The sequence below is a fragment of the Oceanispirochaeta sp. M1 genome, assembly GCF_003346715.1.
Classification (GTDB): Bacteria; Spirochaetota; Spirochaetia; order DSM-2461; family DSM-2461; genus Oceanispirochaeta.
The window spans coordinates 102,074-125,958 of sequence record NZ_QQPQ01000005.1 but is presented as its reverse complement, the minus strand read 5'-3'; the positions used below and the strand labels follow the sequence as shown (position 1 = coordinate 125,958).

Sequence of the window (23,885 nt, the reverse complement as noted above, 5' to 3'; positions counted from 1 at the left end):
GGAGTTTCTATGAAGATATTGAAAACAAGTTTGCTTATTGCTCTTTGCCTGATGGCAGGAAGCACCGTATTTGCTGCAGGACAGCAGGATTCAGAGGCAACTACTCTCACTCTGATGCTGAACTTTCAGTCCACCGAAGCCGTAACGGCGGCCTTTGAAGAAGTGATTGCAGATTTCCACAGTGCCAATCCAAGTATCAAAATTGACCTGATCTCCGGTACTTCCGACTATGAAGCACTTATGAAGTCCAAAATGGCCACCAATGATCTGCCCGATATGTGGTCTACTCATGGATGGTCTGTACTCCGCTACAGCGAATACCTGATGCCTCTGGAAGATCAGGAGTGGGTCTCCAGGCTTCATCCCGCAATCAAACCTGTTGTCACTGATGATCAGGGACATATTTATGTTCTTCCTGTCGATGTAGACATGGCCGGTGTGGCATATAATAAGACAATTCTGGCTGATGCCGGAGTAAAAGTGGAAGATTTAAAAACATGGAAAGATCTATATGCCGCCATGGACAAGGTCAAGGCCATGGGTGTTACTCCTGTTCATATCGGTGGAAAAGATTCCTGGACTGTAGGTAACTTCTTTGACTGGGCTGCTCCTGCGGTCTATGTTACCGACCCCAATAATTACAGTGGTGATGAACTGGTCAACGGAAGCTTTGATACGGATAAATGGGAAATCCTGGCTGGTCTGATGAAGGAAATGAATGAAAATGGTTACCTTAATGTCGATAACCTGACATCCACCTACAGTGATTCGGCAAGAGCCCTTGCCGTGGGTGATGCAGCTTTCACCTTCCTTGGAAATTATGTTCTGGCAGAAGCCTGGACCTTTAATCCCAAGGCCGATCTGGGATTCTTCCCCGTTCCCGCCTATTATGAAGGTGATTCTCCCAGTCTGATTTCCGGTGAACGAAGCACTGTCGGAATCTGGAAAGATACTCCCAATGCAGAAGCCTGTAAAACATTCCTGGACTTTCTGGCAATTGCCGAAAATGCGGCTAAAATTGCGGGATCAAATGGAATCCCTGCCGGCCTGATCGATGCGGAAAGCGATACGGGTAAACTGAAGGCTGACTATATTAAATGGGCCGATGCTTCCGCCTTTCCCTACTTTGACAGAGCCTTTCTCCCCAGCGGGATGTGGGACACCATGTGCTCTACCGGAGCTGGAATACTTTCGGGTGACATGAGTACCGAAGACGCTGCAGCCAAAATGAAGGAAGACTTCACCAGGATGTATAAATAACCTATTCTTTACCGGGGGAGCCTGTATCTCCCGGTAATAACAATTTCAAGGAAATGATGAATGAATCTGATTCAGAATAAAGCCAGAGCCTTATCTAAGCATCCACACTTTACCAATTTCATGTACATTCCGGCGGTACTGCTTTTTACTGTCTTTATCGTATATCCTTTTCTGGAGGGGATCAGAATCGCCTTTACCAACTGGAATGGATTCTCCCAGAGTTATGACTATGTGGGGTTTAAGAATTTCATCTATCTAATCCAGGATAAAAATATGTACACTGCATCCTGGAATACCATGATCTATGGATTCGGCAGTACTTTGTTCCAGCAGATCCTCGGTCTGCTCTATGCTCTTCTTTTGAATAAGATGATATTCGGAAGGAATTTTGCACGGACCTTTATCTATCTTCCGGTTCTTATCGCTCCCGTTATTATGGGTTATATGTGGTACTTCATGTTTCAGTACCGCTATGGGGCTCTCAATGATGTCCTGGCTCTTGTGGGAATGGATCCTCTGGACTGGCTGGCTAAGGGGCGCCGGGCCATATCTCTTATCGTCTTTGTGAATACTGTTCAGTTCTGCGGTGTCTCCATGGTTATTTATCTGGCGGGACTCCAGACTATACCGACCATGTATTATGAGGCCAGTCAGATAGACGGTGCCAGCCCTGTGAAACAGTTTAAGCATATAACAATGCCCTTGCTGAGACCCGCCTTTATTACATCAGTGACATTGAACCTGATCGGGGGACTCAAGCTATTTGATGCCATCAAGGCCATGACCAACGGCGGTCCCGGCTATGCTTCCCATTCCCTGTCCACATTGATTGACTATACCTATTTCAGATCTCAGTCGGCCGGATATTCGGCTACCATGGGTATTCTTCTCTTTGTCATGATTCTGGTGTTTACTCTCATTATTCAGAAGTTATCCGCCAGACAGGAGGTGATCCTATGATTGCAGGTAAAAAAACACTTTCATCAAAGATTTTATGGGGAATTCTGACTATCCTCATCGGTCTATTTCATTTTATTCCTTTGTACATATCTATTAATGTGGCCTTCAAACCAAAGACCGATCTCTCATCACGATGGATGATTCCCACTAAGCTGTATCTTGATAATTTCATTTTTGCGGCAGAAAAGGCAAAAATATTCCTGGCCATCCAGAACAGTCTGATCATAACGGTCCTCAGTATCACTGTGATCGTTCTTATCGGGGGGATGGCGGCCTATCCTCTGGCTAGAAACCGATCCCGTTTCAATGACAGAATCCTTCAGTTTGTTCTGGCTGTCATGATGGTTCCTCCCCTGAGTATGCTCGTCCCCCTGGTCACTATCATGACCCGTATGGGAGCCGTGAGCAGCTATTGGGGTATCATTGTGGTTCTGGTGACTTTTCAGCTGCCCATAAGTATTTTTCTTTATACCAATTTTATCCGCACAATTCCGGGGGAGCTGGATGAAGCGGCCCTGATTGACGGATGCAGTAAGTTTTCCATTTTTTATAAGATCATTCTCCCACTGCTGAAGCCGGTAACTGCCACCGTTGTTATCCTGACAGGTGTGGCTATCTGGAACGATTATCAGTTTTCCCTTTTCCTTCTGCAGTCTCCAAAGATGAAGGTTGTAACTTTGGCTGTCTCCTCCTTTTTCGCACAGTCCTCATCCAATCTGGGAGCCGCCGCAGCCTCTGCCATCATTGCTGTATTGCCTGTGGCACTTATGTTTCTTTTTCTACAGAGATTTTTTATACAGGGAATGGTGGATAGTGCCGTAAAAGGGTAGTTTTAAATCAGATTATGGAGTCAGATATCATCATGTGATACACTGGCTCTGATTTCTACAGGAGTTTCTTTTGAAAATAAAACTGGAAGATGTCGCCCGGGAAGCCGGTGTCTCCATTGCTACAGTCTCGAGAGTTTTGAATAATCATCCGGTGAAAGAGAAGACTCGTCTCCATGTGGAAGATACCATAGCCCGCCTCGATTACCGTCCGAATCTCACGGCCAGGGGTCTGATAAAGGGTACTTCCAACCGAATCGGGGTGGTTGTCCCCTATATGGAAAATCCTTATTTCAGTTCTATTATGAATACATTGGAAATACGGATGAGAGAGGCAGACTATCTTTGTTATTTTTCCAGCGCTATAAACCGTGGACAGAGTGAACGTGATATTCTCAACCGCTATCTTGATTCCGGTGTTGATGGTCTTATTATGGTGGATGTAAACAGCAAAGAAGAGAATATGGGAGTGTATGGAGACCTGAATAAATCTATACCTGTTGTACTTGTCAATGGAAATCCTGACCGGGATGATTCTAATCTGGTAATGGTTGATCAGAAGAGAGGAATGGAGATTGCTATGGATTATCTCCTCTCTTTGAATCATAAAAAAATTGCTTTTATCCGGGGTCTCCTGGGTAGTAATTCCTTTGATGTCAAAGAGAAGGTTTTTCTCAGAAGAATGGAAGAAGCCGGATTACCCCGGAAGAATGCTATAATAGTGGAGTTGGCTGATCCGGATCATTTTACGGCAATTCAAAAGGCGGAAGAGTTAATTTTACCAATTCTGGATTCTGAAAACAGGCCCAGTGCCGTGTTTGCATCAAATGAACTCATGGGAGTGAGTGTTATTAATGCTGCCAGAAAGCTTAATCTCTCTATTCCCGGTGATCTCTCTCTTCTGGCTCATGACAATACCTATATTTCCAAAATTTCTCAGCCCGCCATGTCAACAATTAATCTGAATCCTCCCCGTCTGGGATTTGAGGCTGCTGAAATGATGCTTCAACTTCTGAAACATGACAATCCCTATCCACGAAAGCTTATATTTAATCCTGAATTAATTATTCGGGAAAGTTGCCGGGCTATCTGATGGGCAACTTTTAGAATTGACAAATAAATATATCTAAGATATTCTAGTGTTCTAAAACACACGACTCTTATGTTCGAAGTATTTACAAAACGGACATTTGAAGGGAGAGAGTTTAGAATGTCAAAATATATTTTATCTGTGGACCTCGGAACCACCAGTACAAAAACTGTTTTATTTGATGAAAAGATGAAAGTGGTTGCTTCTGCCAGGGCTGAATACCCCACTGTTTATCCCAAACAGGGATGGGCCGAACAGGACCCGGAAGACTGGTGGAAGGCGTTGATCTCCACAACTGAACAAATCCTTAAAGAATCAGGCATTGATCCTGCAGAAATTGCCGGTCTTGGTGTGGACGCCATGTCCAGCATGGCTCTTCCCATGGATAAGGAAGGCAAAGCTCTCCGGAACGGTCTCCTCTGGCTTGACCGCCGTGCCCAGAAAGAATCTGACTGGATCAGAGGCACATATGGAGATCTTCAAAAAAAAATAAACTCCAACGATTCAGACCCTTCCAACTTTGCACCCAAGGTGCTCTGGATGAAAAACAATGAACCTGAAGTATATGAAAAGACTGCTGCTTTCCTTCACTGCAACAGCTACCTTGTCTATCGCCTGACAGACAAGATGAGCATGGACCTCTCGGAAGCCGGAATGTCCCAGCTCTGTGATATCAGAACAGGACAGTGGTCGGATGAACTGATCCAGGCAAGCGGTATCGATAAATCCAAACTTCCTGAAATATATGCCTGTACCGATGTTGTCGGAGGCATTACTGCCGCCGCAGCCGCAGCCACAGGACTCAAGGAAGGGACTCCCGTAATTGCAGGAGCCATGGACAATGTAGCCGCCACCCTGGGACTGGGACTCCGTCATGACGGTCAGGCCTATATCTCTGCCGGTACGGCCACCAATGCAGGTGCCTGTATGGCTTCGGTCCCCTCAGACCCCAGTATGCTGAACTATCATCATGCCGTACCGGGACTCTATCTTGTGAACGGCGGTGTGGATTACGGCGGAGCCGGTCTGCGCTGGTTCAAGGCGCTGATCGAAGAAGAGAATTTTGAAGAAATTGACCGTTTAGCCGAAGAAGCCGGCTATCTTGATGATGTACTCCTCTATCTCCCCTATATGGTTGGACAGAGAGCCCCTCTCTGGGACCCCCACTCCAGAGCCGCCGCCTTTGGAATGAATCCCGACACAAGCCGTAAGGCTATGATTCGCATGATCATGGAAGGGATCGCCATGGGTGTCAGAAATGTCTTCCGTATGATGGAGGAGAAGGGCTATTCCATCGAAGAGATCGTAATGACCGGCGGTTGTGCCAACAGCCCGATCTGGACACAGATCTTCAGTGATATCCTGATCAAGGACATTATTCTTCCCGGCGAAATGGATGTGGCTCCCCTGGGAACCGCCATTATGACCGGCGTGGGAATCGGCCTTTATCCCGATTTTGATTCCGCTCTTGCTGTGCAGTCAGTCAGAGCCGCACACTTTCCCGATAAGGAAAAATCAGATTACTACAACGCTCTGTCAAAGGCATTTATTAATCTGTATGAGGCCGTAGGGCCTGTATATAAAGAACTGGATGATATAAGAGACAAATTTCAAAAATAATCCCTGATATGGGTGCAGCGGCCTGGCCGCAGGAAGGAGATCATATGAAAGCAGCAGTATTATACGGCGATAACGACATCAGATATGAGGACTGGGAAACACCCACAGCCGGTGCGGGGGAAGTCCTTGTGAAGGTTAAAGAATCGGGACTATGCGGTTCTGATATTCCCAGAACCATTCACAGCGGAGCCCATTTTTACCCCATCGTACTGGGACATGAGTTTTCCGGTGAAATCACAGCAGTTGGTGAAGGCGTCACACAGCGTAAAGTGGGAGACCGCATCTCCTGTGTTCCCCTTATTCCCGATATGAAAGATCCTCAGAGTCAGAAAGGTAATTACTCCCTCTCCAAGGGCTATAAGTTTATCGGCTCCCGTATTCAGGGTGGCTGGGCGGAATATGTGGTCATGCCCTGGGAAAATGCAGTAGTTCTTCCCGATTCTGTCAGCTACACGGAAGGAGCCTTTTTTGAGCCTATCACTGTAGCCCTTCATGCCCTCAATATTATGAACTTCGAAGGCGGCAAAGATGTTGCCATTACAGGTATGGGAACCATCGGTCTCCTTGCCCTGCAGTGTGTCCGTGCCATGGGTGCCCGTAAGATAACAGTATTTGATATCGACAACAGCCGTCTTGAACTGGCTAAAGAGCTTGGTGCAGACCTCTGCCTCAACACTCTGGAAGAAGGGTTCAAAGATGAGGCCATGGCCTTTACCGATGGCAATGGATACGAAGTCTGTCTTGAAACCGGCGGCGTTCCCATCACCGAGATACTCTGTCTGGAACTTGCGGCTCCCAAGGGAACTGTTATGTATGTGGGAACTCCCCATAAACCCGTGACCATGCAGCCTGATGAATTTGAATGGATCAACCGTAAAGAACTGATCGTTACAGGAAGCTGGATGAATTACTCTGCACCCTTCCCCGGATGGGAGTGGGAAATGGCCAACTACCTTTTCAGCAAGGATATGGTTAAAACAGACCAACTGATTGACCGGAAGATTCCCTTGAGTCAGGCCGCTTCGGCAGTTGCTGATCTACTGGTTCCGGGAGCCGTGAAAGGAAAGATCCTTTTCGATTGCGAAAAATAGAAATTATGCGGTTACCCCGATAGGCTGACCGCCAGGAGTGAATAATATGAGTGCAACAAGCGAGTTTTTACAGCTAATGAAAGATAACAAAGCCGGTAGGGGAACAGGTCTGTATTCAGTCTGCTCCGCCCATGCGGATGTTATCAGAGCCTGCATGCTTCAGGCAAAATCAGACGGTTCTATCGTACTAATTGAATCTACAAGTAATCAGGTGGACCAGTTTGGCGGATATACGGGCATGGTTCCATCTGAATTTGTAGAATATGTTAAAGGACTCTCCTCTGAAACAGGCTTCCCCTTTGAGAAAGTACTCCTTGGCGGAGACCACCTGGGACCCAATGCCTGGCAGAATGAACCCGCAGCCGAGGCCATGTCCAAAGCCCGTGACCTGATTGCTGCCTATGTTAAGGCCGGATACAAGAAGATCCACCTGGATGCCTCCATGTTCTGTGCCGACGATGAAGGTGACCGTCACCAGCCCCTGGCAGATGAAGTAGTTTCCGCAAGAGCCGCAGAGCTTTGTGCTGTAGCCGAAAAAAGCTATGCTGAATCCTTCGGCGGAAGCTCTGATATTATCTATGTCATCGGTACAGAAGTTCCCATCCCCGGAGGAGCGCAGGAAGAAGAGGACACAGTTACTCCCACACCCGCATCCAATGCAAAGAACACAATTGCCCTCACCAGGGCAGCCTTTGATGCTCAGGGACTGCAGGACGCCTGGAAACGTGTAATCGGACTGGTTGTTCAGCCGGGTGTTGAGTTTGGAGACGATCAGGTGTTCCATTACGACAGCAAGGCTGCTGCCGACCTCAGTGCCATGATTGAAGGGAATGATCAGTTTGTTTACGAAGCCCACTCCACTGACTACCAAAGCGAATCCGGTCTGACTCAGCTGGTTAAGGACCACTATTGTATTTTGAAAGTAGGCCCCTGGCTGACATTTGCCTACAGGGAAGCACTCTTTGCTCTTGAAGATATGGAGAAAGAACTCCTTGGCGGAACTGATACCAAACTTTCCGGCCTGAGAGAGATTCTTGAAAAGACCATGTTGGATAAGCCCGGGTACTGGCAGAAGTATTATCCCGGCAATGAATCACAGCAGTTCTTCAAACGGAAATACAGCTTCAGTGACCGCAGCCGTTACTACTGGCCCGATAAAAACCTCAATGCATCTGTAGAGCTTTTGAAGAGGAATCTCAATGATCACGGTATGTCTTTGAGTCTCTTAAGTCAGTCTATGCCCAACCAGTACAACGCCCTGCAGGAAGGACAGATCAAATTGACTGCAGAAGATCTTATTATCAGCCGCATTAGAGACGTGGCCGGGATCTATGCCCGGGCCTGCGGATTCGGGAAATGCTGTTAATATCTAAATAACTCTTGAATAAATCGGGTCATGTGTTCGGGTCTTTTTATTTTAAGTCAGAAACTAAGGATTCTCCCTGTGAAGAAAGTACTCGTTATTGGAGAAATCCTTGTTGAAGTTAAGGCAGATGAAATGGATCAATCATTTTTATCAACAGGTCATTTTTCTGGTCCCTATGCCAGTGGAGCCCCGGTTATTTTTATTGATCAGGTGGCAAAACTCGATGCTCCTGCCACAATACTCTCTGCTGTGGGAGATGATTATATTGGTACATTTCATATTATGGGATCATCAATCTTTAATAAGGAGATGTATTTAATATCTCAGGAAGTAATGAAGCTGATTTCTCCTTCTTGTATTCTCTCATTTGACCCTAATATTAGACCAGGAATTCTAAATAGTGATCCTTAATTAGAATATCTTATCCTGGATCTGTTTTCTAGATTAAAATCCTATTTTTGATGCAACCGAACTAATTGGCTTCCATTGGGAACCGTACTCTCCATAGCTCTCAAATACTAATCTGATAGCTCTCTGTTGTACCTCTTTTCCATAACACAATTCTCTCACATAATTGTGTCTCCGGAAAACCCGGTGCAGTTCAAATTGTATCCTGCAATAAAATACCTGGACTGAATTAGACCAGGTATTTTATTTTACTCAAAGAATTGATCTTTTTGAAATTACTAATTGTAAATTAGTTGTACAGAGCTTAGAACACTATCAGTATTGAGTTTCCATTGTGTTGTACCTCCTAAACCACTAGTAAAAACCCCTGTATTTTCATTCCAAGTTACATCAACATATAGGCTAATTGTACTACTTCCTTCGAATGTTATTGTTAGACCAGTTCCTTCTGAATAACTACTAGTCTCTAATCCGCTAACATCTGAGTCTATCAAAATGGAGATATCAAATTCTGTATCATCATCATCCCCATCTGCATCATAGACAACAACCATTTGCCCTGTTACATTAAGCCCAGTAACAGGTTCTGTGAAGTTATTGATGATAACAACCATTGCATCGTCCGTTGAGTTTGTAAAATCTAATCCTGTAACGGTAGGATCACTATCCTCTAGTATACCTTCTCCAATAGAATAGATATTTTCTATTGCCTGGAGAGAAGTATTCGCAATAAGACCAAGAGGGCTGTCATCATTGAGTTTTGGGGTATCATAATTTGAATCTACCAGCATACCATTCCAATAGCCGTGATCTCCAGATACTCCCCAGTAACCGCTTATGTAACTGCCGTCATCACTTATAGTTCCGATTCCTGAGGCATTTTCTTCGTGAATATTCATTGTTAATTCAGTTTCTAAGCGATCCATTGAGAACTTCCTCGAAATACTGCTGTCTCCATAATGTGCATAGTTACCGTAAAATTCTGTTGTAGTAAGAGTTCCATTCCAGACACCACATGCATCGCCACCAAAAATACCAGTATAAAATTTAATACCACTTCTTTCATCGTCATCAGCTTCAATCGCAGAAAATGTTCCAGATGTATTTTGTGTAACACCATCTGACTCATAGAGTATTACTGTTCCCGAGAAACCATCACCTTTGGTATAAATTCCTGAGAATATGAATTTCATCCCTGAAACCTCATGTTTCGCAAAAATATCAATGGCTCCAATAGAGTAATCGTAAAGACCGCCAACAATATAGTTTTTTTCATCGTATCGGATAGTGCCACTTACTCCGACAGTTGTACTTCTTACTCCACCAGCCATATCATCAAATTGGATATCCATGATGGCAGATTCACCATTTGCCAGAGCAATGGTTCCCATTAGATTCTCAGGAGGGGGAATAACGTCCGGTTCATCTGTGTCTGTTGGGGGATCATCAGCAGCTGGATCTGTTGATCCATCGTCACAGGAAACAATCAGGAGAGAAATACACAGTAATACAAATAAAACCGGCATCATCAATTTGGTTAATTTCATATCATATAACCTCTTCTATTGATAGTTTTATAATAGAATACAGCTGTTGATGAATATTTGTAAAGGTTGTTAATGTTCATTAATAAACTTATTATATAATCACCCGTTTATTTTATAGGAATTAATGAAAAATATCTAATTTGAATTTATGAAGAGGTTGGAGCCAAGATCAAAGATCTCTACTGTCTCTTCAGAATAGGATTCTTTGTGTCTCACAGTCATGAATAAATACATCTCCAATGTTCCACCAGAGAATGCTGGGACCATATTTTTGACTAATAAAAGTATTTCAGACTAAATTTAATTACATTTTTATATATGAATATCCTTGGTGGGCTGTCTGGGTGTTTTATTAATGAGTACAATGCAATATTTTATCTCGACCAGCCTTTTTGGCCTTATATAAACATTAATCCGCCCTTGAAAAGAGATTTATTCTTCTTCAGTGCTATTCTTCCGTTGATTTTTTGTGCCTTGCTGCCCATATGCTTGCTAAAATTCAGGGAGCTTGAATCTTTCTCAAATAACAGACGTATGGAATCATCAGGATTGTACTCAGTGCCCTGATCTCGGCTTTGTTCTTCAAGTAATTTCTACTTATCCTCCAGATTATTCCAGGAAATAGATAGAGCCAAATGCGATGGACTGTACTTGAAATACTTATATAAAGTGATGAAAAACAGTGTCATTATCTTAGATGATTTTGGCCTTGAACCTCTTGATCTGACCGCAAGAATGGCTCTTATGGAAATACTTGAAGACAGGCATAATAGGAAGTCTACAATCATTGTTTCTCAGATGCCTGTAGCTCTCTGGCATGAAATTATTGGTGATCCAACAATTGCTGATGCCATCATGGATAGAATAGCCTTTAAATCACATAGAATTGAGCTTAATGGAGAGTCTGTTCGTAAGAAAATGTACTCTGTTGATTGACATTTCCCCGGACACCCCACAGTATTAAATCAGAAGATTTTTCATGCTACCGGAAGTGTCCGGTTAACACAGGAATGAGTGTCTGATTTCGCTGGAATCCGCACCATATATTCGGAGCCAATTTAAAAGGGGGGCATCCGTAATAATATCTTCATTTTTTTCCATTATTTAATCATAATGATCTTTTGTAGAAAATATGATATTTCAGCTTAAGGGTCTCAATTCAATTTGGTTAATGGGTTATTTATGAAATTTAGTAAAAGTAATATAAAATGCATCATTTCTACTAATATGTTAATATCTTTTTTGATGACAATGACAAAAAGTAGAATTTCTATAAAGATTCTTATCATGGTAATTACCAGCAGTTTTCTCTTCTCCAGTTTATTTTCATATTTTCAGGCAAAACAGAGTTTAAGGGATGAAATTTTGTCTTCTTCTCTTCCTCTTCTCAGTGAGAATATATATTCAGAGCTCAGGCATGAGCTTTCTGTACCTATAAACGTATCATCTTCTATGGCCAGGGATTCCTTTTTAATGAATTGGGTCCTGGATGGTGAAAATGAGATTGAGGATATTAAACTGTATCTTGGGAATCTAAAAAGCAGATATGGTTTTTTTTCAACGTTCTTTGTTTCTTCCAGCAGCCGTAATTATTACTATTATGATGGAATCCTGAAACAGATAAGCCCTTATGACAGTCATGATATCTGGTATTACGATTTTATCAACAGTCAAAAAGAGCTTGATCTGGATGTAGATACAGATCAGGCCAGTAATGGAGTTTTAACTGTTTTTATAAATTACAGGTTAGAAGATTTTTCAGGCAATTTTCTGGGTGTTGTGGGAGTAGGTGTAAGGCTGGATCAACTTTCGGATTTACTTAAGCAGAAGAAAACTCAATATGACAGAGATATTTATCTGGTTGATGAAGAGGGAATTATTCAAGTCCATTCTGATCTGAGTTTAATTGAGAAAATCAATATTTTTAAAGAAGAAGGTATTTCATCTGTTGCTGAGCAATTAATGGAGACGGAAGAGTTTCCTATCGATTTAATCTATAAAAAGAAAAATGATCATTTTCTGGTAAGTTCGAAGTCCATACCTGAGATTGGCTGGCATGTCATTGTTGAGCAAAATGAAGAGAGGGGTTCTTTTTTTGCTAAGAGAAGTCTTTTCATCAACTTATTATTGACGGCGGCCATTACAGTTTTACTTATCATTGCCAGTTATAAAATCCTGAAATCTTTCGAACAGCAAATGGAACTTCTTGCCAGTACTGATAGCCTGACGAACGCTGCAAACCGCAGGGAACTGGAAAAACAATTTAAACTGCTTGAGTATCGAAGCAAAAGATTCAACTCTGATCTAAGTTTGATACTCATAGATTTAGATGATTTTAAATCCATCAATGACAACTATGGCCATATTGCCGGAGATACGGTTCTGAAGGAAGTTACATTCACTCTGCAGAAATCCATAAGGCCGATAGACCTTCTGGCTCGCTGGGGAGGAGATGAATTTGTTATTTTGATTGAGGCTCCCAGAGATGAAGCCGCCCTTAAAGCCGACAGGATGGTTCATTCCTTTGATAAACCGTCAAATGTAGTACATAACGGGAAAGAAGTGCCAGTATCTATCAGTGCCGGAGTTGCAGTATTCAAGGAAGGAGACAGTCTTAAATCATTAATAGAAAAAGCTGATAAAGCTTTGCTTCATTCTAAGGCAAAGGGTAAAAACTGTGTGACCCTATCAGATTGATGATATGACCAATGCCTTTCATATTCTTATAAATGAAAAATCCGGGCGAATACCCGGATTGTTATTTCTATTTTAAAGTTTCAGATTAATATGATGGTTCTGAATCAGTTAAATTAATTCCGTCCCATGTCAGAGTATGACCGTCAGATGAAAGGGAGTAAGTCACTTCATCTGATTCGACATCCACTTCATCCCAGGATAATCCATTCCATTCGTGAGTTTCTTGTGCTTCTAATGTTGTATCTGTTAATTTTTTTATTGTACCTTTTGTTAAATTTATTGAACCAAATATGCCAGTGTACGTTGATGTTACATAGCTTGTATCTGTCATGTCATATTGAATAGCACTAAAACTTAAGTCAAAATACCATGTCCCAGCATAATCCTAATTCATAGATGCACCATCTTCGCTACATCCAATAAAAGCGAAGGACATAAGTAGTGCTAAAGCAAGCCAAAGAATCTTTTTCATTTTTTCTCCTAAAATAATTGTCTTTCAAAAATACATCGGAAATGTGAAATTCACAATGAATATTTTTTAACTATTGAATTTCCTAAATGAGTTTAAACTTAATTTGATGGATATAAAGTCATTGTCGATTTATTATTCATAGAGAGACAGATTCAGGAGTAAATGCAATGACAGAGCTGAAATCAGGTGAATATACCTTAAATACAATACAAACCGTGTTACCCTTTCGGTTTCTGGAAAAAAAGAGAGCCGCAGATCTTCTGGAGCTCTCCAATGTTATCCGCTTTGAGGAAGGAGAAACCATCATCACCCAGGGTGATATGAATCAGTCCTTCTACAGCATTCTGAAAGGAAGTGTCAAAGTGACCGTACACAGAGGCTCTGACGGTGGTGAAAGCTATATATGTACCATTGGAAAGGGGGAAATCTTCGGAGAAGCGGGGATGTTTCTCAAGGTTCCCCGTACTGCCAATATCATCTGTGCTGATGAGAGTGATGTTGTGATGATCACAAGACCCAATCTCCTCAAATTTATTAAAATATTCCCTTCAGATGGTAATAGAGTGTTGATGATGATTATCTTCAGTCTGCTGCGGAAACTCAAGGAAGTTAACCAGGAACTGGCTTATGAGAGAAAGGAAGATATTGGTCAGGATGATATAGATTCTCTTGTTCAGGATATGCTCGGATAATTTGTCCTTATCAAAAGGATAGCTTCATACCTGTGGCATTTGCTCTTTGAGCTACATTGTCTTATACTATGTTAATGTAAGTTAATAGTGCATTTGTACTAAAAAACTCCGTCGGGCAGGAATGATCAACTGGACCGACGGAGACTCCCGGGAATCGAAACCGGAAGATTCATTGTGCTCCCGATTTTGATTCCTGACAAGTCCTAATTTTCAAAATAATGAAACATGTTTAATTATTAAGGAATGACCAATCCCTTGAGGTAATCATGATCACCCATTTTCTTTAAAACTACTAATAATCCGTTAAGGTCTGTCTTGTGTGTGAACATTTTTCCAAGCCCGAGAGCCTCATGACGTTCCAGTATTCCGAATGCCTTATTGAAGGCCGCAGGGTGGTTTGCGCTCATCCCCAGAATCCTTGCGTGCTTGCTGCATATAAGGCGTGCAGGATCAATGGAAACCTCTTTTCCCTGGTTAACCATATTGCCCACTTCTACAAATGTTCCCATGCGGCGCATCATTTCAAGACCGTCTATAAATGTATCCACATTGTTGGAGCACTGAATCACAACATCTGCTCCTCCCGATGTCAGATCCCGTACCATATCTATCCTCTCCTGACGGCTGTACTCATGATAATCGATAAGATGATCCACACCGGCTATCTCCTTTGACAGACGGAGTCTGGTTTCCCGGCTTCCTATCATTATTACCTGTCTGGCTCCCATCAGGCGTGCGAGGAGGGCCGAGAGGACACCAACCTGACCTGATCCAATTACTGCGACTCTGGAATCGGTCGTGAGGCCAGCTTCCATTATTCCGGGGCCTGTAAGGGTTAATTCAAGTGCTCTCATGGCCACGGCCATGGGGTCCAGAAGTACGGCTATTTCCGAGGGCATGGTGTCGGGTACTTTCCACACATATGTTTCAGGAAAGACATAAACATATTCGGCAAAACCGCCCATGAAGTAGGGCCAGTTGGAGATGTCAGAGCTTATTGTCTCTTTTCCTTCCAGTCCCAGCTGGGAGTAGGGAACCCCGTAGACAAAAGAGTTGTCGCAGACCGTACAGGTACCGGGTCTGCTGGCCAGGCATCCGGCGCATTTTCCACAGGTTATCCAGGGGTAGAGGACAATTCTGTCGCCTTCAGAGATGGGGCCGCCGAATACATTGAGGCTGCTGTTGGCCTCTGAGCCCATGGAGACAATTGTCCCTGTGACTTCATGGCACATAATGGCATTGTAGGGTGGAACTTCTTTGATCAGATGGCCGTCAGTTCCGCAGATCCCTGCGGCTTCAACCTTGATAAGGAGTCCGTCTTTTTTGACTTCGGGTATGGGGAGATCCTGAACTTCTATGTCGTATCGGCCTTTCCAGACAGCTGCTTTACCTGTTTTCTGCATCTTATTTATCCTTAGGGGAGTGATAATAAGATTATCATCCCCATCAGGATAAGCTGTCAATCAAATCGGCACTCAGTTATTTTTTTTGATTGCAAGTACGGCGTTCTGTCCACCAAAGCCGAATGAGTTGGTGAGTGCTGCCTTTATATCAGCTTCTCTAGCTGCTCCGGGAATTGTATCCAGGAGGCATTCGGGGTCTGGTGTGTCCTGATTTATAGTGGGGTGTAGTACTCCATTATAGATACTCAGAATAGTCGCGGCTGCTTCAATGGCACCGGCTGCACCCAGGGTGTGTCCTATCATTGATTTGCTGGAGCTGACAGGAGGGATGCTGCCTTTGCCGAATATACGTTGGATGGCTTTTGTTTCTGTTCTGTCATTAGCCTTTGTGGATGTTCCATGGGCATTGATATATCCGATATCTTCAGGGTTCAGACCGCCTTCTTTCATGGCCAGTTCCATTGCATATCCCGACCATTCTCCGTTTTCATCGGGAGCTGCAATGCTGGATGCATCAGCTGTCATACCCACACCGGCAAGGACCGCATAGATTCGGGCTCCTCTTTTCTCTGCATGGGATCTCTTTTCAATAACAAGACTGGAGGCACCTTCGCCAATGACAAAACCGTCTCTATCCTGATCGAAGGGACGGCTTGCGGCCTCGGGATTATCGTTTCTGGTGGAAAGAACTCTCATACAGCTGTAGGAATCAACAACCAGTGGGGTAATGGTTGATTCTGTTCCTCCTGCGATCATAACATCGGCCTGGGAGCATCTAAGAATATTTATGGCGGAAGCTATGGAGTGGATTCCTGTGGCACAGGCTGAGAGAGCAGCCATATTGGGACCATGAATGCCCAGTTCTATGGCGATATTTCCTGCTGCCATGTTGGGTATGATCCTGGGAACAGCCAGGGGGTGTCCTTTACCTGGACCTCTTTCATTAAGGATGGCAAACTGTTTTTCCAGTATCTCATAGTCACCGGCTGCAGAACCCATAATGCATCCTGTACGAAGTGGGTCTATATTATCTGAATCCAGACCGGCATCTTTGGCAGCTTCCAGGGCTGAGCATACGGCCAGCTGTGAAAAGCGGGACATCTTACGGGCATTCTTCTTATCCATAAAATCAGAAGCTTTGAAATCCTTGAGTTCGCAGGCTATTTTAGTAGCAAAACCCTCTGTGTCAAAAGAACCGATGGCTGCTGCTCCGGATACTCCGTTTAATAGATTATTCCAGAAATCATCCTTATTCAGTCCGATGGGGGTGAGTGTTCCTATTCCTGTTACGACGATATCTTCGGGATGATTCATTGGGTTTTTCCTCTCTTTTATGACATTACGCATAATAATGTCAGCTAAAAGCTCTAGTGTAAAGGTACTATTTATGACATTAATAGGTATATTGTCAAAAATAATGTTTACTCTTTTGAATGCATGTCCTAATATTTATATAATTTTATCAGCAGAAAAAAATCAATGAATTTAACATAGATATTTAATATGAAAGGTAGAAAGGAGTCTAATATGACACAGCCCCAATTAATTCAGGGTGGAATGGGAATAGGAGTATCCAATTGGAACCTTGCCAGAGAAGTATCGGCAAGCGGTCAATTGGGAGTTATATCCGGAACAAGCCTGGATTCAGTTCTTGCCAGAAGACTTCAGGATGGAGATCCCGGCGGTCATATGAGAAGAGCTCTTGCAGCCTTCCCGTTTCAGGATACAGCCAGGAGAATCGTTGATAAGTATTTTATCCCCGGTGGACGATTGAACAAACCCTATATTCAGCTCCCTTTCTTCACAATCAAAAACAATGAAACCCTGGATGAGCTTTCGGTTGCAGCCAACTTTACAGAAACCTATCTGGCTAAAGAGGGACATGAAGGTACGGTAGGGGTTAACTATCTTGCCAAGGTACAGCTTCCAACTCTCTCTTCCATATACGGAGCACTCCTTGCAGGAATCGATTATGTCATCATGGGCGCCGGTATTCCTCTGGAGATTCCCGCTATTCTTAAAAAACTGACTGAGAATGAGAAAACAAACCTCAAGCTTAATGTTGAGGATTCGGACAAGAATGACAGCTTCTTTTCAAGCTTTGATCCTTCTGCCCTGTTCGGCAGTAAACTTCCTGCATTGAAGATGCCACGCTTTATGCCTATCGTCTCTTCCAACTTTCTGGCAACACTGATGAGTAAGAAAGCTTCAGGGCCCATTGACGGCCTGATTATTGAGAGTCATGAGGCCGGCGGACATAATGCACCTCCCCGTGGAAAGATGGTACTCGATGAGTCCGGAGAGCCTGTATACGGAGAGAGGGATGCTGTTGATACAGAAAAGCTGAAAGAGATCGGTCTTCCATTCTGGCTGGCCGGTTCCTATGGAAGTCCTGAGGGATTCCGCTCAGCTCTGAAGGCCGGAGCTGCAGGGATTCAGGTGGGTTCCGCCTTTGCTCTTTGTAGAGAGTCCGGTATTTTCCCTGATCTCAGAAAAAAGATTGTATCCGCCATAAGCCGTGGAGACAGTTCAATATTTACGGATGCTGAAGCTTCTCCTACGGGATTTCCTTTTAAGGTGATGAAACTGAAAGATACCATCGGTGATCGTAAAGTCCTGGAAATGAGAAAGAAAACATGTAATCTGGGCTATCTGAGAGACATGTATAAGAAGGCCGATGGAAGTATCGGTTACAGATGTTCTGCCGAAAAGCAGGAGATTTTTGTACAGAAGGGAGGAAATCCCACCGAAGCAGCGAGTAAGAAATGCTGCCTCTGTAATGCTCTTCTGGCGACAGTCGGTCTGCCCGGCACAACAGTTGATATTGAGCAGGAGAAGCCCCTGGTTACCCTTGGTTCTCATATGGAGTCATTGAAACAGCTTGTGCAGGAAAAAATGGATTTTACTGCCAGAGATGTAATCAACTATATCATGAAATAAAATCAGAAATGCCCGCTCTGAGTTGTGAGGGTGTATCTGAATAGTAAATAAAAAACCGGAAGCTCCCCTGGGACTGCTTCCGGTTTTTTGATTTATAATATACTTACATTTGTAAAAGGATCAGCGGTCGACTCTGGCTCCACCGCCACCGACAATCTTCTCAACTTCCGCCAGAGAAGCCATTGTGGTATCCCCGGGAGTTGTCATTGCAAGAGCGCCGTGGGCAGCACCGTAATTAACAGCTTTATCTGCATCGTTGTAGGTCAGAAATCCGTAGATTAGACCTGAGGCAAAACTGTCTCCTCCACCGACACGGTCCATAATTTCCAGACCGGGTCTGTGCTGAGCTTCATAGATAGTTCCGTCATACCAGGAGATGGCGCCCCAGTCATTGACTGTGGCTGATTTAACACCCCTTAAGGTTGTGGCAGTGGCCTTGAAGTTGGGGAATGCAGATACGGCCTTATTGATCATTTTTTTGAAGCTGTCAGTTTCCAGATCTGTCAGATTCTCATCAGTTCCTTCAACTTCAAATCCAAGACAGGCTGTGAAGTCTTCTTCATTTCCGATCATTACATCAACATATTTTGCTATCTCTTTGTTTACTTCCCGGGCCTTGGCTTCTCCACCGATGGCCTTCCAGAGGGAGGGGCGGTAGTTCAGGTCGTAGGAGATGACTGTTCCGTATTTCTTGGCGGCCTTCATGGCTTCCATAACTACGGCAGGTGAAGTTTCGGAGAGTGCTGCAAAGATTCCTCCGGTGTGAAACCAGCGGACACCCTGTGAGAAGATTCCTTCCCAGTCAATATCGCCCTCTTTAAGCTGACTGACAGCTGTGTTTCCTCTGTCAGAACAGCCTACGGCTCCTCTGACTCCGAATCCGCGCTCAGTGAAATTCAGACCGTTTCTGACATCACGCCCGCAACCATCATATTTATCCCATTTAATATAGGACGTATCGACTCCGCCCTGAAGAATAAGGTCTTCTACAAGACGTCCTACGGGGTTGTCGGCGAGTGCTGTAACTACAACGGCTCTCTTACCGAAACAGCGGCGCAGTCCTCTGGCCACATTGTATTCTCCGCCCCCTTCCCAGGCTGCGAAAGTTCTTGTTGTATGGATTCTTCCTTCACCGGGATCAAGACGTAGCATGACTTCACCGAGTGAAAGGATATCGTATCTGCACTCTTCTGCAGTTTTAATGTTTAATTTTGCCATATATTGCCTCCTAGTACTTTGCGGCCAGAGTTACGGCATCTTTTACGATACCGGCGATCTTGTCCCATTCTCCGGCTTCAATATCAGCAGCCTTTCCTACCCAGGTACCACCGGCACAGGGAACCTGAGGGATTGAGAGATAATCACCCAGGTTAGCAGTATTTACACCGCCCGTGGGCATTATTTTTATTCCCATATGTTTATAGGGACCGATGAAGTTGGCGAGCATTTTGGTTCCGCCCATGGCTTCAGCAGGGAAGAACTTCATCATTCTGATACCATACTGCATGATCTGTTCCAGTTCAGAGGGAGTACAGAATCCGGGGAAGAAGGGGTAATCTGATTTAACTGCTTCATCAACAATTACAGGGTTGAGTCCGGGGGCTACTGCAAACTGTGCACCAGCATTGAATGCTCTGTGCAGTTCATCGAGAGTAAGAATGGTTCCGGCACCGAGTACAAGTTCGGGAAAGCGTATAGCAGCTTCCTTTATGATGCCTTCGGCGGCTTTGGTTCTGAATGTAATTTCTGCAGCTTTCAGTCCGCAGTCGTTTAGAATCTCACACATTTTGATTCCGTCTTCTACCTTTTCAATGGCAAGAACGGGAACAACTTTTACTTTTGCTAATGCCTCTACAACGGTATCACATTTCTTCTTATAATCGTTCATGATATCTCCTATATGGACTTATTTTTTAGTATTCATTGTGTTTTGGACTACTTTTTATATCATGTTTTAATAAAATGAAACAGGGTTTCAAAAACCAATTTTTAACAATTTTATCAGGATTTATCGCAATTCATAGTGAATTCCTCCTTTTTCATATAGGGAACCTTGACAAATGAATCAAGGTTGCATACTCTAGGTATGTAAAGACATACTTAAGGTAGGTTTTAAGAATGGGTACATCTGATACAAAGAAGCAGCTTGAACTGAAAGCCCTTCAGTTTTTTGCCCGAAACGATTTTGAACGTTCCAATCTCAATGATATCGCAAAAGCCCTGGGAGTGACCAAGGGAGCAATCTATCATTATTTCAGCAGTAAAGAGGATCTCTTTCTGGCCGCTGTTAATCAGCTGCTGGATATGATGATGGATATGTTCGGCCAGGGACTCCCCAGGGATATTCCTATCAATATCCTCCTGGATAATCTGTTTCATATGGAAGAGATGATGGTGGAGGTCAGCAGATCATTGGGTCTGGAAGAGGGCCTTAATGAGTATAAAAATATTCTCTACCTCTTTTTGACAGGCATAAAGAAGTTTCCAGATCTGCAGGAACGCATAGATGCCCTGTATTCCGGATTTACAGATTCTCTGGAGGATCTGCTTAATGCCGGGATTGTCAGGGGAGAAATACGCAGGGATGTGGACAGCAAGGCCATAGCCTATGAAATAACAGCATTCTATGAGGGTGCCCTTCTTCTGGGAGCCTTTTCAAATAAGAAAGATTATATAGTTCTGGGACCACGAGTCTGTCAGTCAATCTGGGAACGGATTGCTGTTGAATCTGTGGCTGCGATAGAGGGGAGGAAATAATGGGTGATTCAATAAACAAATCATATCTGGGCAGCTGGGCCGCCTGGGCCGGTGGAAATCCGGGAAAGGTCTTCCTGGCAGTCCTGCTGATCACAATTGTGATGATCATCGGGACCATTAATATGAAGATGGAGATGACTTTTTATTCGATCATGCCCCAGAAGTCAAATCAGGTGCAGGATTTGAAAAGAATAACCGAAAACTATCCTTTTGCTTCTTCAATGATTGTTGTCATTGATGGACGCGGACTCCCTGAGGGAGAGGCCAAAGCCACTGTAAAGGAAACCATTGATGAGATGGAAACTGTATTCCTGTCGGATGAGTTTTCCTCTGCCATAAGCGGTGTTTACAGCAAGGTTGATCAGAATTTCATCAGAGAGCATGGCTTTCTCCTTACTGAGGCCAAAGATCTGAAGCGCATGGAAGATATGTATGCAGATACAGATATTCTTCCTTTTCTGACAGCTCTTAATGATGATCTGGAGAGAGAATACTCCGGGGATGGTGAAGCCATGGATGACGATGAGACTCAGCTCAGTGCATGGGTGGATGGTCTAGATCGGATACTCGGAGAACTTGCTGAATCGATGGAGGGTACTACTCCGGATCTAAAGGCTGTTCAGGAAGCAATGGATGCCTATCTTCTTGGCGAGAGCTACTACCTGAGCAGGGAAGAAAACCTTGGAATCATGTTTTTAAATCCCACATATACAATTAATGACCTGGGCCCCCTGGTGGAAGAGACCGGTAGAATTGAACAGAGGGTTAAGGCAATAGCCGAGGCCAATGGAGTTACTGCCGGACTGACAGGCATTCTGGTTGTGGGCCGGGATGAGATGGTGACCTCAGAACAGGGACTGGCCCTCTCCATGGTATTGGCCATGGTATTAATACTGGCCCTGATGATCATTGTTTTCCGAATCCGCAGTACTCCTCTGATGATAGGTATTCCTCTGATCCTGGGACTCTTATGGACTACCGGGATGACGGGATTTCTTCTGCATCGTCTGAATATTATGACAGCCATGTATATGGTCGCTCTTATGGGACTGGGTGTGGATTATGGCATCCACCTGATGACTGGCTATGTTCAGGAACGTGACCAGGGGCTGGACTTTATCCCGGCTCTTCAGTCTGCTTTTATTAAAGGCGGTAAGGGTGTTATTACAGGTGGCCTGACAACTGCTGCAGCATTTTATGCCCTTTTTATGGCCGAGAGTGATCTGGTCAGGGAACTTGCTGTTGTGGCAGGTACGGGTATCCTCTGTGAATTACTTGCCATGATGATGCTTATTCCCGCTTTTCTCGGCTGGAGACAGAAACGTCTGGAGAAGAAGGGAAAGACAGACCCCATGCTGGTAAGGAAATCAAGAATACGCTCGGACTTTGCGGATGGGCTCGGTAAAAAAATTACCAGCCGTCCGGGGCTCTGGATGGCTGCTCTTCTTGTACTTGGAGTTCTTCTGGGAACCCAGGCTCACAAAGTGAAACTTGAAGACAATCTTATGAACATGGAGGCAGAAGGTCTTGAGTCTGTGGAACTCCAGGATGTAATGACCGATGAATTCGGTGCTGCGCCGGATGTCCTTTATGTAATATCGGATGACAGAGATGAGCTTCCAGAAATGGTAAGGGCTCTGAAGGATCTGGATTCTGTCAAAGAAGTGAGTGCCATAACTCAGTGGTGGCCTACTGACTCCCAGAGAAATGAGCGTCTCCCTCATCTGCAGAATATTCAGACCGGACTGGAAGAGTGGGAAAGCTCAGGAGAGACAGATGCCTGGCTGCTGCAGGAAGAACTTTACCGCCTGGAAGCCAACCTGGTTGAGATGGGAGACATGGCTGTTCTTGGAGGTACTGAACGTCTTGCCTATGTTCTGAACCGAGTCACCGGACTGGATAATGACGGGAATAAAATTGCAGACTCTGTATTTGACCGTCTTTTTGAGATTATGGAATCGGAATCTTATGATGAAGCCGATCTTCTGACCTTTCAGAAGAATTTTTCACCCCTCCTGGCTGAGCGGATACATGGGATGGCTTCCTCGGATAAAGTGGAACTTGAAGACCTGCCGGCGATGACTCGGGATTCATTCCTCTCCATGGAAGATGCCTCTACTCTGGTTTCTATCTCCCCCCGCATGAATCCCTGGGAGGGACAGTTCAGAAATATCTTTTCTGCCCAGGTAGGAACTGTGACAGACCGTGGAACAGGAATGATCCTGGCTGCGGACCAGCTGATTCAGATTGCCGACAGTGACGGTAAAAGGGCCATGATTGCCGCTCTGATAGCTGTCTTTATCATTCTGCTCTTTGACTTTAGAAACCTGAAATTGACAGCACTGACCTTTGTTCCCCTTTTACTGTCCTTTGTTTCACTCTATGGACTGATGGCAATCTTTGGAATCAAATTCGACTTTGTTAATATCATTTCCATTCCTCTGCTGGTTGGAATAGGGATAGATGACTCGGTGCATATCAACCACCGTTATCTATTGGAAGGAAAAGGTGAGATGCACACAGCTCTGGCTAAAACCGGATCGGCTGTTGCTCTGACTACAATGACAACCATGATCGGTTTTGCATCCTTTATTCCCTCTATTATGCGGGCTATGAGGAGTACGGGTATAGTTCTGACCCTTGCGATGGCCCTGGCTTTTGTATTTTCAATCTGTTTTCATCCGGCCGTTCTTGTTCTGGCCAATGAAAAGTGGGGATGGAATCTGAACCCATGGAAAAAAGGAGATAAATAACC

The 23,885-nt window shown here is 44.2% G+C and carries 19 protein-coding genes and 1 pseudogene; 14 read left to right on the top strand and 6 right to left on the bottom strand.

The genetic code is table 11. The annotated features are described in order from the left end of the window. Positions 1-9: 9 nt before the first annotated feature. From DV872_RS04730 to DV872_RS04695, 8 genes are all read left to right on the top strand, one after another. Complete coding sequence (locus tag DV872_RS04730; RefSeq protein ID WP_114628709.1) at positions 10-1,260, top strand: ABC transporter substrate-binding protein; 1,251 nt, start codon at positions 10-12, stop codon at positions 1,258-1,260. 60 nt (positions 1,261-1,320) lie between these two features. Continuing rightward, positions 1,321-2,220 carry a carbohydrate ABC transporter permease gene (locus DV872_RS04725; protein WP_199563426.1) on the top strand — a complete coding sequence of 300 codons (900 nt, stop codon included), beginning with the start codon at positions 1,321-1,323 and terminating at the stop codon, positions 2,218-2,220. Further along, on the top strand, positions 2,217-3,050 hold the full coding sequence (locus tag DV872_RS04720; protein ID WP_114628708.1) for a carbohydrate ABC transporter permease: 834 nt from the start codon (positions 2,217-2,219) through the stop codon (positions 3,048-3,050). Before DV872_RS04725 ends, DV872_RS04720 begins: the two co-directional genes overlap by 4 nt. 70 nt (positions 3,051-3,120) lie before the next feature. Beyond that, on the top strand, positions 3,121-4,140 hold the full coding sequence (locus DV872_RS04715) for a LacI family DNA-binding transcriptional regulator (RefSeq protein WP_114628707.1): 1,020 nt from the start codon (positions 3,121-3,123) through the stop codon (positions 4,138-4,140). Positions 4,141-4,257: 117 nt separating this feature from the next. After that, a complete protein-coding gene (locus DV872_RS04710) occupies positions 4,258-5,757 on the top strand; it encodes an FGGY-family carbohydrate kinase (protein WP_158546835.1) in 1,500 nt (499 codons plus the stop codon). 44 nt (positions 5,758-5,801) lie between these two features. After that, positions 5,802-6,848 (top strand): galactitol-1-phosphate 5-dehydrogenase, encoded by a 1,047-nt coding sequence (locus DV872_RS04705; protein WP_114628705.1) that lies wholly within the window; start codon positions 5,802-5,804, stop codon positions 6,846-6,848. Between the two features lie 46 nt (positions 6,849-6,894). Beyond that, positions 6,895-8,214: a D-tagatose-bisphosphate aldolase, class II, non-catalytic subunit gene (locus tag DV872_RS04700; RefSeq protein ID WP_114628704.1), complete on the top strand. Its 1,320-nt coding sequence runs from the start codon at positions 6,895-6,897 to the stop codon at positions 8,212-8,214. 78 nt (positions 8,215-8,292) lie between these two features. Beyond that, positions 8,293-8,625 carry a hypothetical protein gene (locus DV872_RS04695; RefSeq protein ID WP_114628703.1) on the top strand — a complete coding sequence of 111 codons (333 nt, stop codon included), beginning with the start codon at positions 8,293-8,295 and terminating at the stop codon, positions 8,623-8,625. Positions 8,626-8,900: 275 nt separating this feature from the next. On the opposite strand, the gene DV872_RS04690 is transcribed toward DV872_RS04695, so the two are convergent. After that, positions 8,901-10,169: a hypothetical protein gene (locus DV872_RS04690; RefSeq protein ID WP_114628702.1), complete on the bottom strand. Its 1,269-nt coding sequence runs from the start codon at positions 10,167-10,169 to the stop codon at positions 8,901-8,903. Positions 10,170-10,769: 600 nt separating this feature from the next. Between DV872_RS04690 and DV872_RS04685 the strand changes: the two are divergent. Together DV872_RS04685 and DV872_RS04680 are read left to right on the top strand one after the other, a co-directional pair. Beyond that, positions 10,770-11,105, top strand: a pseudogene (locus tag DV872_RS04685) (ATP-binding protein); the annotation flags it as partial. A 309-nt stretch (positions 11,106-11,414) separates the two neighbouring features. Next, on the top strand, positions 11,415-12,866 hold the full coding sequence (locus tag DV872_RS04680; RefSeq protein ID WP_158546834.1) for a sensor domain-containing diguanylate cyclase: 1,452 nt from the start codon (positions 11,415-11,417) through the stop codon (positions 12,864-12,866). Between the two features lie 85 nt (positions 12,867-12,951). Here DV872_RS04680 and DV872_RS04675 read toward each other — a convergent pair whose 3' ends face one another. Continuing rightward, the gene (locus tag DV872_RS04675; RefSeq protein WP_114628699.1) at positions 12,952-13,197 is read right to left on the bottom strand and encodes a hypothetical protein; all 246 of its coding nucleotides are present in this window, start codon (positions 13,195-13,197) and stop codon (positions 12,952-12,954) included. 308 nt (positions 13,198-13,505) lie between these two features. Here DV872_RS04675 and DV872_RS04670 point away from each other — a divergent pair, with 308 nt between their 5' ends. Continuing rightward, a complete protein-coding gene (locus tag DV872_RS04670; protein ID WP_114628698.1) occupies positions 13,506-14,030 on the top strand; it encodes a cyclic nucleotide-binding domain-containing protein in 525 nt (174 codons plus the stop codon). A 236-nt stretch (positions 14,031-14,266) separates the two neighbouring features. Here DV872_RS04670 and DV872_RS04665 read toward each other — a convergent pair whose 3' ends face one another. Beyond that, on the bottom strand, positions 14,267-15,433 hold the full coding sequence (locus DV872_RS04665) for a zinc-binding dehydrogenase (protein WP_114628697.1): 1,167 nt from the start codon (positions 15,431-15,433) through the stop codon (positions 14,267-14,269). Positions 15,434-15,505: 72 nt separating this feature from the next. Beyond that, positions 15,506-16,747, bottom strand: coding sequence for a beta-ketoacyl-ACP synthase II (gene fabF / locus DV872_RS04660; RefSeq protein ID WP_114628696.1), 1,242 nt, complete (start codon positions 16,745-16,747; stop codon positions 15,506-15,508). A gap of 213 nt (positions 16,748-16,960) precedes the next feature. On the opposite strand from fabF, the gene DV872_RS04655 reads away from it, so the two are divergent. Then, a complete protein-coding gene (locus DV872_RS04655; RefSeq protein ID WP_114628695.1) occupies positions 16,961-18,373 on the top strand; it encodes a nitronate monooxygenase in 1,413 nt (470 codons plus the stop codon). A gap of 120 nt (positions 18,374-18,493) precedes the next feature. Here the strand turns inward: DV872_RS04655 and DV872_RS04650 are convergent, their stop codons facing one another. After that, complete coding sequence (locus DV872_RS04650) at positions 18,494-19,591, bottom strand: sugar kinase (protein ID WP_114628694.1); 1,098 nt, start codon at positions 19,589-19,591, stop codon at positions 18,494-18,496. Between the two features lie 10 nt (positions 19,592-19,601). Beyond that, positions 19,602-20,261: a bifunctional 4-hydroxy-2-oxoglutarate aldolase/2-dehydro-3-deoxy-phosphogluconate aldolase gene (gene eda / locus DV872_RS04645; RefSeq protein ID WP_114628693.1), complete on the bottom strand. Its 660-nt coding sequence runs from the start codon at positions 20,259-20,261 to the stop codon at positions 19,602-19,604. A gap of 230 nt (positions 20,262-20,491) precedes the next feature. Between eda and DV872_RS04640 the strand changes: the two genes are divergently transcribed. Both DV872_RS04640 and DV872_RS04635 read left to right on the top strand, forming a co-directional pair. Beyond that, positions 20,492-21,130, top strand: a complete 639-nt coding sequence (locus DV872_RS04640) for a TetR/AcrR family transcriptional regulator (protein WP_114628692.1) — start codon at positions 20,492-20,494, stop codon at positions 21,128-21,130. Further along, positions 21,130-23,883, top strand: a complete 2,754-nt coding sequence (locus DV872_RS04635; RefSeq protein ID WP_114628691.1) for an RND family transporter — start codon at positions 21,130-21,132, stop codon at positions 23,881-23,883. Before DV872_RS04640 ends, DV872_RS04635 begins: the two co-directional genes overlap by 1 nt. The last annotated feature ends 2 nt before the right edge of the window (positions 23,884-23,885 follow it).

What these genes read in the sequence shown, in the direction of transcription:
- DV872_RS04655 (WP_114628695.1), top strand. Translation starts at nt 16,961, where the DNA reads ATGACACAGCCCCAATTAATTCAGGGTGGAATGGGAATAGGAGTATCC.
- DV872_RS04710 (WP_158546835.1), top strand. Translation starts at nt 4,258, where the DNA reads ATGTCAAAATATATTTTATCTGTGGACCTCGGAACCACCAGTACAAAA.
- DV872_RS04730 (WP_114628709.1), top strand. Translation starts at nt 10, where the DNA reads ATGAAGATATTGAAAACAAGTTTGCTTATTGCTCTTTGCCTGATGGCA.
- DV872_RS04720 (WP_114628708.1), top strand. Translation starts at nt 2,217, where the DNA reads ATGATTGCAGGTAAAAAAACACTTTCATCAAAGATTTTATGGGGAATT.
- DV872_RS04640 (WP_114628692.1), top strand. Translation starts at nt 20,492, where the DNA reads ATGGGTACATCTGATACAAAGAAGCAGCTTGAACTGAAAGCCCTTCAG.
- DV872_RS04665 (WP_114628697.1), bottom strand. Translation starts at nt 15,433, where the DNA reads ATGCAGAAAACAGGTAAAGCAGCTGTCTGGAAAGGCCGATACGACATA.
- DV872_RS04725 (WP_199563426.1), top strand. Translation starts at nt 1,321, where the DNA reads ATGAATCTGATTCAGAATAAAGCCAGAGCCTTATCTAAGCATCCACAC.
- DV872_RS04700 (WP_114628704.1), top strand. Translation starts at nt 6,895, where the DNA reads ATGAGTGCAACAAGCGAGTTTTTACAGCTAATGAAAGATAACAAAGCC.
- DV872_RS04675 (WP_114628699.1), bottom strand. Translation starts at nt 13,197, where the DNA reads ATGACAGATACAAGCTATGTAACATCAACGTACACTGGCATATTTGGT.
- DV872_RS04690 (WP_114628702.1), bottom strand. Translation starts at nt 10,169, where the DNA reads ATGAAATTAACCAAATTGATGATGCCGGTTTTATTTGTATTACTGTGT.
- eda (WP_114628693.1), bottom strand. Translation starts at nt 20,261, where the DNA reads ATGAACGATTATAAGAAGAAATGTGATACCGTTGTAGAGGCATTAGCA.
- DV872_RS04635 (WP_114628691.1), top strand. Translation starts at nt 21,130, where the DNA reads ATGGGTGATTCAATAAACAAATCATATCTGGGCAGCTGGGCCGCCTGG.
- DV872_RS04670 (WP_114628698.1), top strand. Translation starts at nt 13,506, where the DNA reads ATGACAGAGCTGAAATCAGGTGAATATACCTTAAATACAATACAAACC.
- DV872_RS04680 (WP_158546834.1), top strand. Translation starts at nt 11,415, where the DNA reads ATGACAATGACAAAAAGTAGAATTTCTATAAAGATTCTTATCATGGTA.
- fabF (WP_114628696.1), bottom strand. Translation starts at nt 16,747, where the DNA reads ATGAATCATCCCGAAGATATCGTCGTAACAGGAATAGGAACACTCACC.
- DV872_RS04705 (WP_114628705.1), top strand. Translation starts at nt 5,802, where the DNA reads ATGAAAGCAGCAGTATTATACGGCGATAACGACATCAGATATGAGGAC.
- DV872_RS04650 (WP_114628694.1), bottom strand. Translation starts at nt 19,591, where the DNA reads ATGGCAAAATTAAACATTAAAACTGCAGAAGAGTGCAGATACGATATC.